General features: G+C 61.6%; 17 protein-coding genes and 1 pseudogene. 6 read left to right on the forward strand and 12 right to left on the reverse strand.

Features of this window, described 5'->3' with window-relative positions; translation table 11 throughout:
* Positions 1-40: 40 nt before the first annotated feature.
* The 10 genes from tolB to aspS all read right to left on the reverse strand — a co-directional run bounded on the left by tolB (position 41) and on the right by aspS (position 9,007).
* Positions 41-1,345, reverse strand: coding sequence for a Tol-Pal system beta propeller repeat protein TolB (gene tolB, locus THL1_RS22095; RefSeq protein ID WP_069085231.1), 1,305 nt, complete (start codon positions 1,343-1,345; stop codon positions 41-43).
* Positions 1,342-2,343 carry a cell envelope integrity protein TolA gene (tolA, locus tag THL1_RS22100; RefSeq protein WP_069085232.1) on the reverse strand — a complete coding sequence of 334 codons (1,002 nt, stop codon included), beginning with the start codon at positions 2,341-2,343 and terminating at the stop codon, positions 1,342-1,344. The genes tolB and tolA overlap by 4 nt, the downstream gene beginning before the upstream one ends.
* The gene (tolR, locus tag THL1_RS22105) at positions 2,343-2,801 is read right to left on the reverse strand and encodes a protein TolR (RefSeq protein ID WP_069085233.1); all 459 of its coding nucleotides are present in this window, start codon (positions 2,799-2,801) and stop codon (positions 2,343-2,345) included. The genes tolA and tolR overlap by 1 nt, the downstream gene beginning before the upstream one ends.
* A 34-nt stretch (positions 2,802-2,835) precedes the next feature.
* A complete protein-coding gene (gene tolQ, locus THL1_RS22110) occupies positions 2,836-3,531 on the reverse strand; it encodes a protein TolQ (protein WP_069085234.1) in 696 nt (231 codons plus the stop codon).
* Between the two features lie 2 nt (positions 3,532-3,533).
* Positions 3,534-3,980: a tol-pal system-associated acyl-CoA thioesterase gene (ybgC, locus tag THL1_RS22115; protein ID WP_069085235.1), complete on the reverse strand. Its 447-nt coding sequence runs from the start codon at positions 3,978-3,980 to the stop codon at positions 3,534-3,536.
* A 92-nt stretch (positions 3,981-4,072) separates the two neighbouring features.
* Positions 4,073-5,125, reverse strand: a complete 1,053-nt coding sequence (gene ruvB, locus THL1_RS22120) for a Holliday junction branch migration DNA helicase RuvB (RefSeq protein WP_069085236.1) — start codon at positions 5,123-5,125, stop codon at positions 4,073-4,075.
* 6 nt (positions 5,126-5,131) lie between these two features.
* The gene (gene ruvA / locus THL1_RS22125; protein ID WP_069085237.1) at positions 5,132-5,737 is read right to left on the reverse strand and encodes a Holliday junction branch migration protein RuvA; all 606 of its coding nucleotides are present in this window, start codon (positions 5,735-5,737) and stop codon (positions 5,132-5,134) included.
* Between the two features lie 21 nt (positions 5,738-5,758).
* Positions 5,759-6,283 carry a crossover junction endodeoxyribonuclease RuvC gene (ruvC, locus tag THL1_RS22130; protein WP_069085238.1) on the reverse strand — a complete coding sequence of 175 codons (525 nt, stop codon included), beginning with the start codon at positions 6,281-6,283 and terminating at the stop codon, positions 5,759-5,761.
* Positions 6,284-6,420: 137 nt separating this feature from the next.
* Positions 6,421-7,170, reverse strand: a complete 750-nt coding sequence (locus tag THL1_RS22135; protein WP_069085239.1) for a YebC/PmpR family DNA-binding transcriptional regulator — start codon at positions 7,168-7,170, stop codon at positions 6,421-6,423.
* Positions 7,171-7,231: 61 nt separating this feature from the next.
* Positions 7,232-9,007 carry an aspartate--tRNA ligase gene (gene aspS, locus THL1_RS22140; protein WP_145928369.1) on the reverse strand — a complete coding sequence of 592 codons (1,776 nt, stop codon included), beginning with the start codon at positions 9,005-9,007 and terminating at the stop codon, positions 7,232-7,234.
* Positions 9,008-9,275: 268 nt separating this feature from the next.
* On the opposite strand from aspS, the gene THL1_RS22145 reads away from it, so the two are divergent.
* From THL1_RS22145 to THL1_RS30240, 5 genes and pseudogenes are all read left to right on the forward strand, one after another.
* Complete coding sequence (locus THL1_RS22145; protein ID WP_069085240.1) at positions 9,276-10,094, forward strand: SDR family NAD(P)-dependent oxidoreductase; 819 nt, start codon at positions 9,276-9,278, stop codon at positions 10,092-10,094.
* Positions 10,095-10,229: 135 nt separating this feature from the next.
* A complete protein-coding gene (locus tag THL1_RS22150) occupies positions 10,230-10,700 on the forward strand; it encodes a Dps family protein (protein WP_028627590.1) in 471 nt (156 codons plus the stop codon).
* A 105-nt stretch (positions 10,701-10,805) separates the two neighbouring features.
* Positions 10,806-11,873 (forward strand): GGDEF domain-containing protein, encoded by a 1,068-nt coding sequence (locus THL1_RS22155; RefSeq protein ID WP_069085241.1) that lies wholly within the window; start codon positions 10,806-10,808, stop codon positions 11,871-11,873.
* Between the two features lie 136 nt (positions 11,874-12,009).
* Positions 12,010-12,348: pseudogene (locus tag THL1_RS31215) on the forward strand (cold shock domain-containing protein membrane protein); the annotation flags it as partial.
* Between the two features lie 54 nt (positions 12,349-12,402).
* Positions 12,403-12,627, forward strand: a complete 225-nt coding sequence (locus THL1_RS30240) for a cold shock domain-containing protein (RefSeq protein ID WP_162493754.1) — start codon at positions 12,403-12,405, stop codon at positions 12,625-12,627.
* Positions 12,628-12,677: 50 nt separating this feature from the next.
* On the opposite strand, the gene THL1_RS22165 is transcribed toward THL1_RS30240, so the two are convergent.
* Positions 12,678-12,884, reverse strand: coding sequence for a SlyX family protein (locus THL1_RS22165; RefSeq protein ID WP_069085242.1), 207 nt, complete (start codon positions 12,882-12,884; stop codon positions 12,678-12,680).
* Between the two features lie 3 nt (positions 12,885-12,887).
* Entirely contained in the window at positions 12,888-13,313 is a 426-nt protein-coding gene (locus THL1_RS22170) for an HIT family protein (RefSeq protein WP_069085243.1), read from the reverse strand.
* Between the two features lie 740 nt (positions 13,314-14,053).
* Between THL1_RS22170 and THL1_RS22175 the strand changes: the two genes are divergently transcribed.
* A complete protein-coding gene (locus THL1_RS22175) occupies positions 14,054-15,391 on the forward strand; it encodes an OprD family porin (protein ID WP_069085244.1) in 1,338 nt (445 codons plus the stop codon).
* Position 15,392: the final 1 nt, after the last annotated feature.

The raw sequence follows: 15,392 nt of genomic DNA on the forward strand, positions 1-15,392 counted from the left end.
ACCCCAGGTGTGTTTAGCAAAGGTATTTTTAATGACCGCTTCAGTTCAGGTACGGCGACCAAGAAGGTTCGCGAATGTCGCCCTGAACGGTAGGAATCGGGACCCGTACGCGCCCGTTTGTAGACACGAGCATCAGTACGCCGCCCCCCTGCTGGCGAGTTGCGTAGATTAACATGGTGCCATTGGGCGCAACAGTGGGCGAGTCATCCAGAGAGGTGCCCGAAAGGATGCGCGGAGCCGAGCCTGCGCGGGTCAGATCCTGGGCAGCCACCTTGAAGTTGGTAAAGCCGTCCTGACGGTGGATCATCACCAGCATTTTCTCGTCAGCCGAGAGTTTCGGGTTGGCGTTGTAGTTGCCCACGAACGTCACGCGCTGGGGTTCGCCACCGTTGATATTGGTCTTGTAGATCTGCGGCTTGCCGGCGCGATCGGAGGTGAAATAGATGGTCTGGCCATCAGCCCCCCAGAACGGCTCGGTGTCGATCGCCATGTTGTTGGTGACGCGTCGCAGCTGGCGGCTGCCCAGGTCCATCACGTAGATCTCCGGGTTGCCATCGCGGGACAGCACGAACGCCAGGCGGTTGCCTTCCGGCGACCAGGCCGGGGCGCCGTTCAGGCCTTCGAAGTTGGTGATCTGCTCACGACGACCGGTGTCGATGTGCTGGATGAAGATGCGCGGACGCTTCTGCTCGAAGGACACATAGGCAATGCGACGGCCATCCGGTGCATAGCGCGGCGACAGGATCGGCTCGCGGGACTGCAGCAGGGTCACCGCACGCTGACCGTCATAGTCGGAGCGCTGCAGGGTGTAGCGGGTGTTGTTCACCGAAAAGCGTTCAGCGGTGACGTAGAGCATCCGCGTAGAGAAAGCACCCTTGATGCCGGTGAGTTTCTCGAAGGACTGGTCGGCGATGTAGTGCGCCATGTCACGCAGCTGGTCGGTCGAACCGCTGACGTTGCCCGCCATGACCTGCTGCTCGGTGGTCACATTGAACAGGGCGAACTGCACCTGCAGGCGACCACCGGACGGGACGACACTGCCCACCAGCACGTACTGCGCACCCAGGGCCTTCCAGTCGCGGTAGATGACCTCACTCGCCTGGGACGGCAAGCTGATCATGTTCTGACGCGGAATCGGCTCGAAGTAACCGGAGTTGCGCAGGTCGTTACCGACCACTTCGGAAATTTCGGTGGGCAGTACGGTGCCGCCCTGCCAGCCAAAGGGCACCACGGCAATCGGGGTGGCCCGGTCGGTACCGCTGGTGATCACCAGCGGGTCGGCGGCCTGGACGGAGCCGACCAGCATGGCCACTCCGAGCAGGACGATACGAATCAGGGTATTCACAGACCTAAATCCTCCGGTTTGAAGATGATGCGGCGCTGCCTGTACATCTGGTCAAAGGTAGCGCGATCCAGTTGTTGCATCTCGGGGATGCGCCCGACGCTGCGGACCGCACTCACGGCCGAGCTATCGAAAGGCGCATCGCCGCTGGAGCGAGTGACGCTGGCATTGGTGATGGTGCCATCGGGCAACATCTCGATCAGTACTTCTACGCTCATGCCGTTACGCGCCGATGGCGGACGACGCCACTGCTCGCTGACCAGCTTGATAATCAGGTCATCAAGGCTACCCGAGACCTGATCGCCCACTTCGTCGGCCAGCGCCTGCTGACGACCCACATCTTCGGACAGCAGTTCGGCCAGGGCTGCGGCCTTCTTGTCCTCGGTGGCCTTGCGCTTGGCATCCTCAGCCGCTTTCTTCTTCGCGGCATCGGCAGTGGCTTTTTTCTTGGCATCCTCGGCAGCCTTCTTCTTGGCTGCCTCGGCTGCCGCCTTCTTCTTCGCGTCTTCGGCGGCCTTTTTCTTGGCCTCCTCAGCTGCTTTCTTCTTGGTCTCTTCGGCCGCCTGCTTCTTGGCTTCCTCTTCGGCCTTCTTCTTGGCGAAATCAGCCTGCTTCTTCGCTTCGGCCTTCTTCACTTCGTCGGCTTTCTTCTCCGCCTGTTCGGCCTTTCGAGCTTCGTCGGCTTTCTTTTGTTCCGCCGCCTTGGCCGCCGCTACCTTCTGCTCCTCGGCCTTCTTCTGCTCCATCTGTTCGGTTTCGAACTGCGGCGCAGAGGTCTTCTTGGCCTCGCCAGCGATCTTCTGGTTGGTCTGGGTAGTGGCCTGGCTCTGGGACTTGAGCTGGTACAGGGTGGCCTGCACGATGGGACGAGCCGGCGGCAGTTCCGGTGTGAAGGCGAAGCTGACGAACAACATGCCGAACATCAGGACGTGCAGGGACACCGCCCAGACGGTCGGCCAGAAGTAACTTTCCGAGGAGGAGCGTTCGCTCTGCTGCTGCATCAGGGCGCCTCAGTGATCAGCCCGACATTACCCACGCCGGCCTGCTGCAGGCCGCCCATGACAGCCATAACGGAGCCGTAGTCGACGGCTTTGTCGCCGCGCACGAAGACCTGCACTTTCTTACCCTGGCTGGTGTTCTGACTCATGATCGCGGTGACCGTCTGCACCAGTTGCGGCAACGCAGTAGCGGTTTCGCTGCCTTTGCCCTGGTCGGGGTCGACTTCCTCGCCCATGTTCCAGTAGTACGTCTTGTCAGCCTTGATGGAGATGGTCAGCACGCGGGAGTCGTTGTCCTGCGGCAGGGCCTCGCTGGAGACCTTGGGCAAGTCGACCTTGACGCCCTGGTTGAGCATGGGTGCGGTGACCATGAAAATCACCAGCAGCACGAGCATGACATCGATGTAAGGCACGACGTTCATCTCGGCGACCGGTTTGCGTTTGTGGCGAATTCTGGCCATGGCTTGAAACCTTTCCTCTCAGGGTCTCGGCGGCTTACTCGTCGCTGGTGTGCACTTTGCGGTGCAGGATGGCCTGGAACTCGTCAGCGAAGGTGTAGTAACGACCGATGAGGGTCTCGCCACGCGCAGCGAAGCGGTTATAGGCGATTACAGCCGGGATCGCCGCGAACAGGCCAATCGCGGTTGCGATCAGGGCTTCGGCGATGCCGGGAGCCACGGTAGCCAGGGTCGCTTGCTGGACCTGGGCCAGGCCACGGAACGAGTTCATGATGCCCCAGACGGTACCGAACAGGCCGATGTAGGGGCTGGTGGAACCGACGGTGGCCAGAAAAGGCAGGCTCTGCTCGAGCTTTTCCTCTTCACGGGAGATGGCGACACGCATGGCGCGGGCCACACCCTCCATCACCGCATCCGGGTCGACGCCGGACTGCTGGCGCAGACGGGAGAACTCCTTGAAGCCGGCACGGAATATCTGCTCGACACCGCAGTCCGGGTCCGGGTTGCTGCCGGCTTGGCGGTACAGCTTGGACAGGTCGATGCCGGACCAGAAACGCTCTTCGAAGGTTTCCAGGGACTTCTTGGCGGCACGCAGCATATTGCTGCGCTGGAAAATCATGATCCAGGAGGTGACCGAGGCGGCCACCAGGATCAGCATGACCAGCTGCACCACGATACTGGCGTTGCTGATCAGGCTCCACATGGAGGTATGGTCGACGACGTTGGCTTCCACGCTTAATCTCCTGCTGGGAATAAACCCGGGTCGGCGGCGAAGGCTTCACGCAGCGCTTCGGGGATCGCCCGGGGTTTCAAACTGTCTGCACGTATACAGGCGATCAGGAACTGCCCTTCGCATAGCAATGCATTATCGGTAGCTCGCCTGACCTGTTGACGAAAACGCAGGCTGGCACGGTTCAACTCCATTACCTCGGCACTGACATTCAGTTCGTCATCCAGCCTGGCAGGCGAGATATAACGCGCCTCAGCCGAATGCACGACGAACAGCAGGTTCTCCCCGGCCAGCTCGGACTGGGCAAAGCCCAGGCTCCGCAGACGCTCGGTTCGAGCCCGCTCCATGAACTTGAGGTAATTGACGTAGTAGACGATGCCGCCAGCATCGGTGTCTTCGAAATAGACACGACAACGGTGCTGGAATGACTGGGCCCCATTTTGCGCGCGCATACTCTAGTGCTTACTCCTAAGGTTGCCAATCCGGCGAGGCAACTGTTTTTTCATGGCTTAGTCCCTGCCGAGCGGTTCGACCACAAAAGCCGCTATTCGTCACCCGCGCCGAACAGATCGGCGGTCGGATTGTCCGCCATGCGCTTGGGCAGGTTCAGCCCGAAGTGTAAGTAGGCATGACGGGTTACCACCCGCCCCCGCGGGGTACGCATGATGTAGCCCTGCTGGATCAGGTAGGGCTCGAGCACGTCTTCGATGGTGTGGCGTTCTTCACTGATGGCCGCCGCCAGGTTGTCGACACCCACCGGCCCGCCGTCGAACTTGTCGATCATGGTGAGCAGTAGACGCCGGTCCTGGTGGTCGAAGCCACGCTCGTCGACATCCAGCAGATTCAACGCCTTGTCGGCAATGGGGCGCGTGATCTCGCCCTGACCACGAACTTCGGCGAAATCTCGCACCCGACGCAGCAGGCGGTTGGCGATACGCGGCGTTCCGCGGGCGCGACGGGCAATCTCGAAGGCGCCTTCCGGTTCGATGTGCAGGCCGAGGATGCCGGCCGAGCGCACCACGATAGTGGATAGATCCTGGGTGTTGTAGAACTCCAGGCGCTGCACGATCCCGAAGCGATCACGCAGCGGATTGGTCAGCATGCCCGCGCGAGTAGTAGCGCCTACCAGGGTGAAGGGCGGCAGGTCGAGCTTGATCGAACGAGCCGCGGGCCCCTCGCCGATCATGATGTCGAGTTGGAAGTCTTCCATCGCGGGATAGAGCACTTCTTCCACTATGGGCGAGAGGCGATGGATCTCGTCGACGAAGAGCACATCGCCGGCTTCCAGGTTGGTGAGCAGTGCAGCCAAGTCGCCCGGGCGCTCCAGCACAGGGCCGGAGGTGCTTTTGATGGACACGCCCATCTCGCTGGCGATGATGTTCGCCAGGGTGGTCTTGCCCAGGCCCGGCGGACCGAAGATCAAGGTATGGTCGAGGGCCTCGCTGCGCCCCTTGGCAGCCTGGATGAACAATTCCATCTGCTCGCGCACCACCGGCTGGCCGATGTAGTCATCCAGCCTCAGCGGACGGATGGCGCGGTCCAGTTGCTCGTCGCGGTCGCGGCTGCTGGCGGTGATCAGGCGGTCGGCTTCGATCATGCGGGGTTACACCATTCCTTTCAGGGCGCGGCGGATCATTTCTTCGCTGGAAAGCCCCTCTTCCTTGATGGCGGACACCGAGCGGCTGGCCTCCTGGGGCTTGAAACCGAGGGCGATGAGCGCGCTCAGGGCGTCGCTCTCCGCACTGGAGACCGCCACGCCAACTCGGGGTTCGACCACCAGGGTGGCGATGGCCGGCATGGTTTCCCACGCCTTGAAGCGATCCTTGAGCTCCACCAGCAAACGCTCGGCGGTTTTCTTGCCCACACCGGGTATTTTCACCAGGGTCGAGGTGTCCTGGGCCTGCACGCATCGTACCAGTTCATCTACTTCCAGGCCGGACATCAATGCCAGCGCCAGCTTGGGCCCCACCCCGTTGAGCCGGATCAGTTCACGGAACAGCTCGCGCTCGCGCTTCTCGAAGAAGCCGTAGAGCAAGTGCGCGTCCTCGCGCACCACCAGATGGGTGTGCAGGGTCACCGGCTCGCCCACCGAAGGCAAGCGATACAGGGTGGTCATGGGCACTTCCAGCTCATAGCCCAAGCCGTTGACGTCGAGGATCAGGTGCGGCGGTTGCTTTTCAGCCAGGGTGCCGCGCAGGCGTCCAATCACGAATAGCGTCCTTTGAAAGGGTTACAGTCGGAGCCGGCCGCTCCGCCGCTTGGCGGTCGCCAGCCCGTGGGGAATCAGGCTCTGTCGATGGTGTGCATGGCACAGGGCGATTGCCAGGGCATCGGAGGCGTCGATCTGGGGCTTTTGCACCAGTTTGAGCAAATGCATGACCATCATCTGCACCTGCTGCTTGTCGGCGCCGCCGGTACCGGCGATGGCCTGCTTGACCTGGCTGGCGGTGTACTCGGCAATCTCCAGGCCGGCCTCCGCCGCCGCGACGATGGCCGCGCCACGGGCCTGGCCCAGTTTCAATGCGGAGTCAGCGTTGCGCGCCATGAACACCTGCTCGATGCCCATGGTCACCGGTTCGTAGGAGCGAATCACCTCACTCACACCGCGAAAGACGATCTGCAGACGCTCATGCAGCGCGCCGGCGCCTGTGCGGATGCAACCCGAGGCGACGTATTCGCAGCCACGACCGGTATCGCGAACCACGCCGTAGCCGGTAATACGCGAGCCAGGATCGATACCAAGAATCAGGGTCATGCCGCCGCTTGCTCCACGGAGCCGACGCGAGGCCGGCACACTGTCTATTTATCCAGCCGCGAGTATACGGAGCGGACCGCCAACAAAAAAGCCGGAAGCGCGCGAGGCGACTTCCGGCTTCAGGATCAACCCAGCGCTCAGCCGAGCTGCTCCATGATCTCGTCGGGGATTTCGGCGTTGTGGTAGACGTTCTGGACATCGTCCAGGTCTTCCAGCATGTCGATCAGCTTCATCACTTTCTGCGCTGTTTCCAGGTCGGTAATGGGCGCGGCGATGGACGGGATCATCGCCACCTCGGCCTCGTCACCCTTGAAGCCGGCGGCGGTCAGGGCCTCGTTCACCGAGAGGAAATCGGCGAAGGTGGTGTAGACCTCGACGGAACCGTCTTCTTCGGCCACGACATCATCGGCGCCTGCTTCCAGCGCCGCTTCCATCAGGGCGTCTTCGTTCACGCCAGGGGCATAGCTGATCTGGCCCTTGCGGTCGAACATGTAGGCAACCGAACCATCGGTACCCAGGTTGCCGCCGCACTTGCTGAACGCATGACGCACTTCCGCCGCGGTGCGGTTGCGGTTGTCGGTCATGGCTTCGATGATGATGGCGACGCCGCTCGGTGCGTAACCCTCGTAGCTCAGTTCCACCATGTTGTCAGCGTCGTTGGAGCCGGCGCCGCGCGCGATGGCACGATCGATGGTGTCGCGGGTCATGTTCGCGGTCAGCGCCTTGTCCACGGCGAGACGCAGACGTGGGTTGTCCGCCGGGTTGCCGCCGCCGTGCTTGGCGGCCACAGTCAGCTCACGGATGAGCTTGGTGAATATCTTGCCGCGCTTGGCGTCCTGGCGTTCTTTGCGGTGCTTGATGTTGGCCCATTTGGAATGACCAGCCATAACTCACTCCGTACTCTCTGAACGGACGGCGCCAGTGGGCGCCATCTCGGGTTGGTTCTACTTACTCAGCCTTGGCCTGTTCACGCAGGCGGATATTCAGCTCGCGCAGGGCCTTGGCATCCACGGTGCCTGGCGCCTGGGTCATGACGTCGCCGGCGCTCTGGGTTTTCGGGAAGGCAATCACTTCGCGGATCGACGCCGCGCCAGTCATCAGCATCACCAGACGGTCCAGGCCGAAGGCCAGGCCACCATGCGGCGGTGCGCCGTACTTGAGCGCATCGAGGAGGAAGCCGAATTTCTCTTCCTGCTCCGCATCGTCGATGCCCAGCACACGGAACACCGCCTGCTGCATGGACTTGTCGTGGATACGGATAGACCCGCCGCCCAGCTCGGTGCCGTTCAGCACCATGTCGTAGGCACGGGACAACGCGGCGGCCGGGTTGGCCTCCAGCTCCTGCGGGGTGCACTTGGGCGAGGTGAACGGGTGGTGCAGCGAAGTCAGGCTGCCGTCGTCGTTCTCTTCGAACATCGGGAAGTCCACAACCCACATCGGCGCCCACTCCCTGGTGAGCAGCTTGAGGTCATGGCCGACCTTGATACGCAATGCGCCCAGGGCGTCGCAGACGATCTTGGCCTTGTCGGCGCCGAAGAACACGATGTCGCCATCAACCGCACCCACGCGATCGAGGATCACATTGAGATTCTCTTCGGGGATGAACTTGACGATGGGCGACTGCAGGCCTTCCACGCCCTTGGCGCGCTCGTTGACCTTGATGTAGGCCAGGCCCTTGGCGCCATAGATGCCGACGAACTTGGTGTAATCATCGATCTGGCTGCGCGGCATGGAAGCGGCGCCCGGCACGCGCAGGGCGGCGACACGGCCCTTCGGATCGTTGGCTGGACCGGAGAACACCTTGAATTCCACGGCGTTCAGTTGGTCGGCGACGTCAACCAGTTCCAGCGGGATACGCAGGTCGGGCTTGTCCGAACCGTAGCGGCGCATGGCTTCTTCGAACGGCATGTGCGGGAACTCGTCGAACTCGACATCCAGCACTTCCTTGAACAGCTGGCGCACCATCTTCTCGGTAATCCCGATGATGTCGCTCTCATCCAGGAAGCTGGTCTCGATGTCGATCTGCGTGAATTCCGGTTGGCGGTCGGCACGCAGGTCTTCATCACGGAAGCACTTGGCGATCTGGTAGTAGCGGTCGAAGCCGGCCACCATCAGCAGTTGCTTGAACAGCTGGGGCGACTGCGGCAGGGCGAAGAAGTGACCCGGGTAGGTGCGGCTCGGTACCAGGTAGTCGCGGGCGCCTTCCGGAGTCGGACGGCCCAGGATCGGGGTTTCCACGTCGAGAAAGCCGTTCTCGTCCAGGTAGCGGCGGATGCTGCTGGTGATGCGCGCACGCAGCTTCAGCTTGGCGGCCATTTCCGGACGGCGCAGGTCGATGAAGCGATAGCGCAGGCGGGTTTCCTCGCCCACGTCGGAGTGTTCGTCCAGCGGGAACGGCGGGGTCTCGGCCTGGTTCAGCACTTCGAGCTCGTAGCCCAGCACTTCGATGGCGCCGGACGCCATGTTCGCGTTGCGCGCGCCTTCCGGACGCAGGCGGACCTTGCCGGTGATTTTCACCACATACTCGCTGCGGACACGGTCGGCGCGGGCGAAGGTGTCTTCGCGGTCCGGGTCGAACACTACCTGGGCCAGGCCTTCGCGATCACGGATATCGAGGAAAATGACCCCGCCGTGGTCACGGCGGCGGTGTACCCAACCGCAGAGGGTGATTTCCTGGCCGTCCAGGCTCTCGTTCAGTTGGCCGCAATAGTGGCTGCGCATCATGGTCGTGTTTCGCTTCTCTTGAGTCGTGAATTCGTCCGCCCGCCCAGGGGCTGCGGATCATCCGGCGGAGGTGCAACCCCCTGCCGGACAGGCCGGGGTTCGCGGCAAAGAGCGGGATTATATAGCGTAAATGGCTACCGCGCAGCCGCCCGCCCCGATGCCTCGCAAGCCCCGAGCGAGAGCAGGTCCGCTTGATGAGCCCAATGGCAGTGTCTAAGCTCGCCAGCACTCGCCCGACGGACGGACGCGATGTGCACAAGGAGTGAAAATGCAATCGTTTACAGGGAAGGTCGCGATCATCACGGGCGCCGGTTCCGGCATAGGCCGGGCCCTTGCCGGTCAACTGGCCAGCCAGGGTTGCCATCTTGCACTGGCCGACATCGACCCTGAAGGCCTCGAAGCCACCGCGTCGCCATTGCGCCGGGAAGGACTGCGACTGTCCACCCACGCCCTGGATGTTTCCAGCCGCGATGCCGTGCATGCGTTCGCCGATGCGGTCATGACCCATCACGGCCAGGCCCACCTGGTGATCAACAACGCCGGCGTGGCGGTCTCCCAGACCATCGCCGAACTGCGCTACGACGATTTCGAATGGCTGATGGGCATCAACTTCTGGGGCGTCGTCCACGGCACCAAGGCCTTTCTGCCACACCTCCTCGCCCAGGGCGAAGGCCATATCGTCAATCTGTCGAGCATCTTCGGCATCGTCAGCGTACCCACCCAGGGCGCCTACAACGCCAGCAAGTTTGCGGTTCGCGGCTTCACCGAGGCCTTGCGCCAGGAGCTTTGCGGAACACCGATCAACGTCAGTTGCGTTCACCCCGGCGGCATCCGCACCAACATCGCCCGTTCCGCACGCTTCTATCGGGGTGTCGATGGCAAGACGGACGCCACCAAGGCTGCGGCACGTTTCGACAAGCTGGCTCGCACCTCCGCCGACCAGGCCGCACAGATCATCCTCAAGGGCATACGCACCAACCGGCCACGCATCATGGTGGGCGCGGACGCCCGCTTCCTCGATCACCTGCAACGCCTACTGCCTGCCAACTACCCTCGCCTGCTGGGCAAGTTGCTGAGTAAGGGTTGAACCCCGCACGCACCAATGATTTCTAATCATCGCTTTCATTGATAGAAGACAAAGTCGGCCCACATATGACCCATGCTAGGCTCTGCCCATCACGGGCCCGGCCCGGGCCACAAGCCTACCGAGAGGAAAACTGGTATGGAAATCAACATCGGAATCGCCGAACAGGATCGCGCAGCCATCGCGGAAGGCTTGTCCCGACTGCTGGCCGATACGTACACCCTCTATCTCAAGACCCACAACTTCCACTGGAACGTTACCGGGCCGATGTTCAACACCCTGCACCTGATGTTCGAAGGCCAGTACAACGAACTCTCCCTGGCGGTCGACGCCATCGCCGAGCGCATCCGCGCCCTGGGCTTCCCCGCTCCTGGCACCTATGCCGCTTACGCCCGCCTGTCCTCCATCAAGGAAGAAGAAGGTGTACCGGCCGCCGAAGACATGATCAAGCAACTGGTCCAGGGCCAGGAGGCCGTCGTACGCACCGCCCGCGGAATCTTCCCGCTGCTCGACAAGGTCAGCGACGAACCCACCGCTGACCTGCTGACCCAACGCATGCAGGTTCACGAAAAGACCGCATGGATGCTCCGCAGTCTGCTCGCCGCCTGATCTCCAGTCGAAGCAAAAAGGCCCGGAAAACCGGGCCTTTCGCTATGCGCAACCGCCCGCCTGCTCTATGCTCTGGCAATTCGACATCTCGCAACAGTGAAGTGCATGAGCCAGCCTCCGAAACCGCCGTCGCTGCTTGAGCTTTACCCCGAAGAAACCCGTGAGGCTGCCGACCTGCTGAAACAGGCCATCCCCCACATGGTGCGCCATTCGATCCCGCCAAATCCGGTGCACTACGCCCTCTGGTACACCTACAGCAAGGGCATTGAACCGGACCTCAATCGCCGCCTCGACAAGATCACCAGCGATTTCGACGTCTTCCCCCCGGAGTCGGCCCTCAAGCTGTTCCGTGACTACATCATTCGCGGGGAACTGGAAGACGCGCGCCAAGGCCAACAGCAGGTCATCGACCTGGTAGACGACATCGAGGGCGACGTCAGCCGCAGCGTCACGGGCAGTCAGGCGTACCAGAACAGCCTGACTGCGGGATTGGCCGCCCTGCACGAACCCATCATCGACGACCTGCCCAGCGTGCTGAACCATTTGCAGGAAAGCACTCAGCTGATGCAGGAGCAGCAAGAACAGTTCCTCTACCGCCTGCGCGCCGCACAAACGGAAATCCAGCACCTGCGCAACCAGCTGGAGCGTGCACAATTAGCCGCCACCCTGGACGGGTTGACCCAGGTGTTCAACCGTCAGGCCTTCACCCGACTACTGGAGCAGTCGCTGAAGAACGGTCAGGAAGGCGTGGCACTGGTCATGCTGGATATCGACCACTTCAAGCAGTTCAACGACCAGTTCGGCCACCCACTGGGAGACCGCGTACTCCAACATGTGGGCCAGTTGTTGCGGGAACTGCTGCCCCCCCGCGCAATGGCTGGCCGCTACGGCGGCGAGGAATTCTGCGTGGCGCTGCGTGACTGCCACGACCTCGGCGCAGCCCGTACCTTTGCCGAGCAACTGCGCAGCAAAATGCAGGCCCTGCGGGTCAAGGTTCGACGCACCGACCAAATCCTCGACACCATTACGGCCAGCTTCGGACTGGCACTGGCGGAACCGGGCGACACCCTCGAAAGTCTCATCACCCGAGCCGACGACGCCCTCTACCAAGCCAAACACAATGGCCGTAACCGGGTGCACCCACCAGAAGCCGAAGCAGCGCTAACCGCTTGATTTGAGAAGCCCTCTCCTTTGCTGTTAAATACAGCCGGTGCCGCATGCCAATCCCGAGGCATGCTGCATAGGCCGAAGCCTGCGCTCTTTTCATCCTGCGCGGCCCGGCTCCTCCGTCAGAGATTCCGTTTCCAAGGTGAATCCATTGAACATACTTAAAATCGTCCATCTGTTGACGGGCGCTGCCGCGTTATTGCTGTCCTTCATTCCTAGTCTCCGCGCCGACGCCCTGCCCTACCCGCAGCAGCCCGATGCCCTGTACCTGGCCTTCTTCGGCCTGCTCAACCTGCTACTGGCTCCGGTTGTTCCGGCCTGGGCAAAAGGCCTGCACAACCAACTGCAGGGTCTGGTATCCGCCCTGTTGGTGCTGGCGGTCATCCTGCAAACCCTGGTTCTCCTGGCGCCAATGCCGGTGATCGGCGGGCACCCTGCGATCCTGATCAGCGTCCTCGCCGCGATCCTGGCCGTCGCAGTGCACCTGGCGATCAACCTGCGCAAGGTGAACCAGGCCTCACCGCTGCTGCAGGACATGACCAACCGCGAAACCGGCACGGTGAAGTGGTTCAACACCTCGAAGGGCTTCGGATTCATCTCCCGCGATTCCGGGGATGACATCTTCGTGCACTTCCGCGCCATCCGTGGCGAAGGTCACCGCGTGCTGATCGAGGGTCAACGCGTAGAGTTCTCCGTCATCCAACGGGACAAGGGCCTGCAGGCAGAAGACGTCATTGCAGCACTGCCCAGTCGCCGCTGAACCAAGCCATGAAGACGCCCGCCGAATCAGGCGGGCTTCTTCATGCACGATCAATAGTGAGGCGGCGGCGCCTCATCCTCCCCGGAACCGAACTGACTGAGCAGTTCCTCCTGACGCTTGGCCAGTGCGGCCAACTGAAGCTGAAGGCGGTCCACCGCCCGCTGCTGCTCGACCAGCACATCGTTGAGTGCCTGAATCGTGTCATCCTGAAAAGCCAATCGGCTTTCCAGGTCTGCGATACGCATTTCCAGACTCATGACTCAGCCCTCTACGAATTGGAAATCGTCGGCCAGCACCAGGCGAAGCTTGGCGCGAATGGCCCCGACCTGATCCGCCGAGTAAGGCACCGCCGGGTGACGCCCCCAGACCGGCGCAGGCCAGGCGGCATCATGGCGACGCCGAACGATCACGTGCATGTGCAACTGACTGACCACATTGCCCAGGGTGGCGACGTTCATCTTGTCGGCACCAAAGGTGTCTTTGAGGGTTTCAGCCAGGAAGGTGGTTTCCTGCCAGAGCTGGCGCTGCTCTTCGACGCTGAGCTGAAACAGCTCGCTGACCTCTTCGCGTCGAGGCACCAGAATGAACCAGGGATACTGGGCATCATTCATCAACAGCAGCTGGCACAGGGGAAAATCACCGATGAGCAGGGTGTCCTGCTGAAGTCTTGGGTCCAGGGCGAACATACTGGCCTCTCCTGTTCGACGGTAGGAAATCCGAGCTTAACGCGCACCCCGGTCACCAGCCCAGCGGCAAGTGACCAGGATGGGGGCGCAGCATACCCAAGGCGAGAATCGAGCGGAATCGATCAACGTGCGCCGGCGACCTCCTCATATAAAAGAGAAAGGCGAAAGCCAGCAGCGTTACCGTGCGCACCAGAATCGCGCACGCCGAACAATTCGTTACCGCTCGCAACACTCGGTTACGCCCACTCCATCCAGGCATAAACCCGCGCCAGCGGTGGAGAGACCCGAACACTGGCTGTCAATAGCCACCCCGCACGCAATCCGCTTCATTTCGGGGCATCCCATTCCCTCACCAGCCATGCAGGCATCAGGCCCCGGACCGCCTGGAACGATCGCACCACATGGGCAGAGCGGAATTTAACCCTGGCAAGCCGGTTTTGTGCACGTTTGTTGCTTAAGAGCTGCCAGGTCACACGCGGGCTCGGGAACAACTCCAATGAATGCCCGACCGCAAAGTGCCTTGATACATAGGGGATGAAGGGATGCAAGACTGAACCTATAGATATGCGACACAGTTCTTCTCGATTTGCGACAGCACTGTGAAGAAATCGTAAGGACCTGGTTTCAACTATCGCCATTATTGTCGCCGTGCTATAAGTTAGCGCCGACACAAAAAGAAAGAACCGCCTTCCATTAATAAGAAAGCGGCGAGAATCTTCAAAACCAAAGGAGCAATCACAATGCAAGTGATGAAGTGGAGCGCACTGGCTCTGGCCGTGACCGCCGGTAGCATGCAGTTGGCTTTTGCCAGCGCCCAAGAAGAGTCCAAGGGCTTCGTAGAAGACAGCAACCTGACTCTTCTGAACAAGAACTTCTTCTTCTACCGCGACTTCCGCAACAACCCCAACACCAGACAGAACTACCGTAAAGAATGGGCCCATGGCATCAGTGCCATGTACGAGTCCGGCTTTACCCAAGGCACCGTTGGCTTCGGCGTTGACGCCCATGCCATGCTGGGCCTGAAACTGGACAGCGGCAACGGCACCAACGGTACCGGCCTGTTCCCCACTGGCTCTGACGGTCGTTCCCAGGACGATTACTCCTACGCTGGCGGCGCAGTCAAAGCACAGCTCTCCAACACCCAGCTGAAGTACGGCAACCTGTTCCCGACCGCTCCGGTGTTCGCCACTGGTACCGCTCGCCTGTTCCCGGGCTCCGCTGAAGGCTTCCAGCTGACCAGCAGCGAGATCGAAGGCCTGAACATTGACGCCGGCCACTTCACCTCCATCCGTGACGGCAGCGCCTCCACCAACCGCCACGGCGAAATCACCACCACCTACACCGGCATCGCCAGCAATAGCGCTGACTACGTGGGCGGCTCCTACTCCTTCACCGACAACGTCAGCGCCAGCCTGTACGGCGCCGAGCTGGAAGACATCTGGCGTCAGTACTACGGCAACCTGAACTGGAACATTCCGTTCAGCGACAGCCAAGCCCTGAACCTGGACTTCAACGTCTACCGCACCCTGGACGAAGGTCAGGCCAAGGCCGGCGACCTCGACAGCACCGCCTGGTCCGCTGCCGCCGCCTACTCCATCGGCGCCCACAAGCTCACCCTGGCCTACCAGAAAGTGAACGGTGACGAGCCCTTCGACTACATCGCGATGGACGGCGCAAACTCCGGCGACTCCATCTTCCTCGCCAACTCCGTTCAGTACTCCGACTTCAACGGCCCGAACGAGAAGTCCATCCAGGTTCGCTACGACCTGAACATGGCTGAGTACGGCGTGCCCGGCCTGAGCTTCATGGCTCGCTACATCACCGGTGACGACGTTGACGGCACCAAGGCCGACCCGAACGGCGCCTTCGCTGGCGCCATCGGCGAAGACGGCAAGGAATGGGAACGCAACATCGAAGCCAAGTACGTGGTTCAGGAAGGCGCTGCCAAAGACCTGTCCATCCGTATTCGTCACGCCAGCTGGCGTGCCAACAGCGACATGGCCTTCTTCGGCTCCGCTGGCGGTACTGCAAGCGACGAAATCCGTGTAATCACCGAGTACCCGCTGGATATCCTGTAAT

It is taken from the genome of Pseudomonas sp. TCU-HL1 (genome assembly GCF_001708505.1).
Lineage (GTDB): Bacteria > Pseudomonadota > Gammaproteobacteria > Pseudomonadales > Pseudomonadaceae > Metapseudomonas.

What these genes read in the sequence shown, in the direction of transcription:
- tolR (WP_069085233.1), bottom strand. Translation starts at nt 2,801, where the DNA reads ATGGCCAGAATTCGCCACAAACGCAAACCGGTCGCCGAGATGAACGTC.
- THL1_RS22165 (WP_069085242.1), bottom strand. Translation starts at nt 12,884, where the DNA reads ATGAGTCTGGAAATGCGTATCGCAGACCTGGAAAGCCGATTGGCTTTT.
- THL1_RS22170 (WP_069085243.1), bottom strand. Translation starts at nt 13,313, where the DNA reads ATGTTCGCCCTGGACCCAAGACTTCAGCAGGACACCCTGCTCATCGGT.
- THL1_RS22150 (WP_028627590.1), top strand. Translation starts at nt 10,230, where the DNA reads ATGGAAATCAACATCGGAATCGCCGAACAGGATCGCGCAGCCATCGCG.
- THL1_RS22175 (WP_069085244.1), top strand. Translation starts at nt 14,054, where the DNA reads ATGCAAGTGATGAAGTGGAGCGCACTGGCTCTGGCCGTGACCGCCGGT.
- THL1_RS30240 (WP_162493754.1), top strand. Translation starts at nt 12,403, where the DNA reads ATGACCAACCGCGAAACCGGCACGGTGAAGTGGTTCAACACCTCGAAG.
- ruvC (WP_069085238.1), bottom strand. Translation starts at nt 6,283, where the DNA reads ATGACCCTGATTCTTGGTATCGATCCTGGCTCGCGTATTACCGGCTAC.
- ybgC (WP_069085235.1), bottom strand. Translation starts at nt 3,980, where the DNA reads ATGCGCGCGCAAAATGGGGCCCAGTCATTCCAGCACCGTTGTCGTGTC.
- THL1_RS22135 (WP_069085239.1), bottom strand. Translation starts at nt 7,170, where the DNA reads ATGGCTGGTCATTCCAAATGGGCCAACATCAAGCACCGCAAAGAACGC.
- THL1_RS22155 (WP_069085241.1), top strand. Translation starts at nt 10,806, where the DNA reads ATGAGCCAGCCTCCGAAACCGCCGTCGCTGCTTGAGCTTTACCCCGAA.
- aspS (WP_145928369.1), bottom strand. Translation starts at nt 9,007, where the DNA reads ATGATGCGCAGCCACTATTGCGGCCAACTGAACGAGAGCCTGGACGGC.
- THL1_RS22145 (WP_069085240.1), top strand. Translation starts at nt 9,276, where the DNA reads ATGCAATCGTTTACAGGGAAGGTCGCGATCATCACGGGCGCCGGTTCC.
- ruvB (WP_069085236.1), bottom strand. Translation starts at nt 5,125, where the DNA reads ATGATCGAAGCCGACCGCCTGATCACCGCCAGCAGCCGCGACCGCGAC.
- tolA (WP_069085232.1), bottom strand. Translation starts at nt 2,343, where the DNA reads ATGCAGCAGCAGAGCGAACGCTCCTCCTCGGAAAGTTACTTCTGGCCG.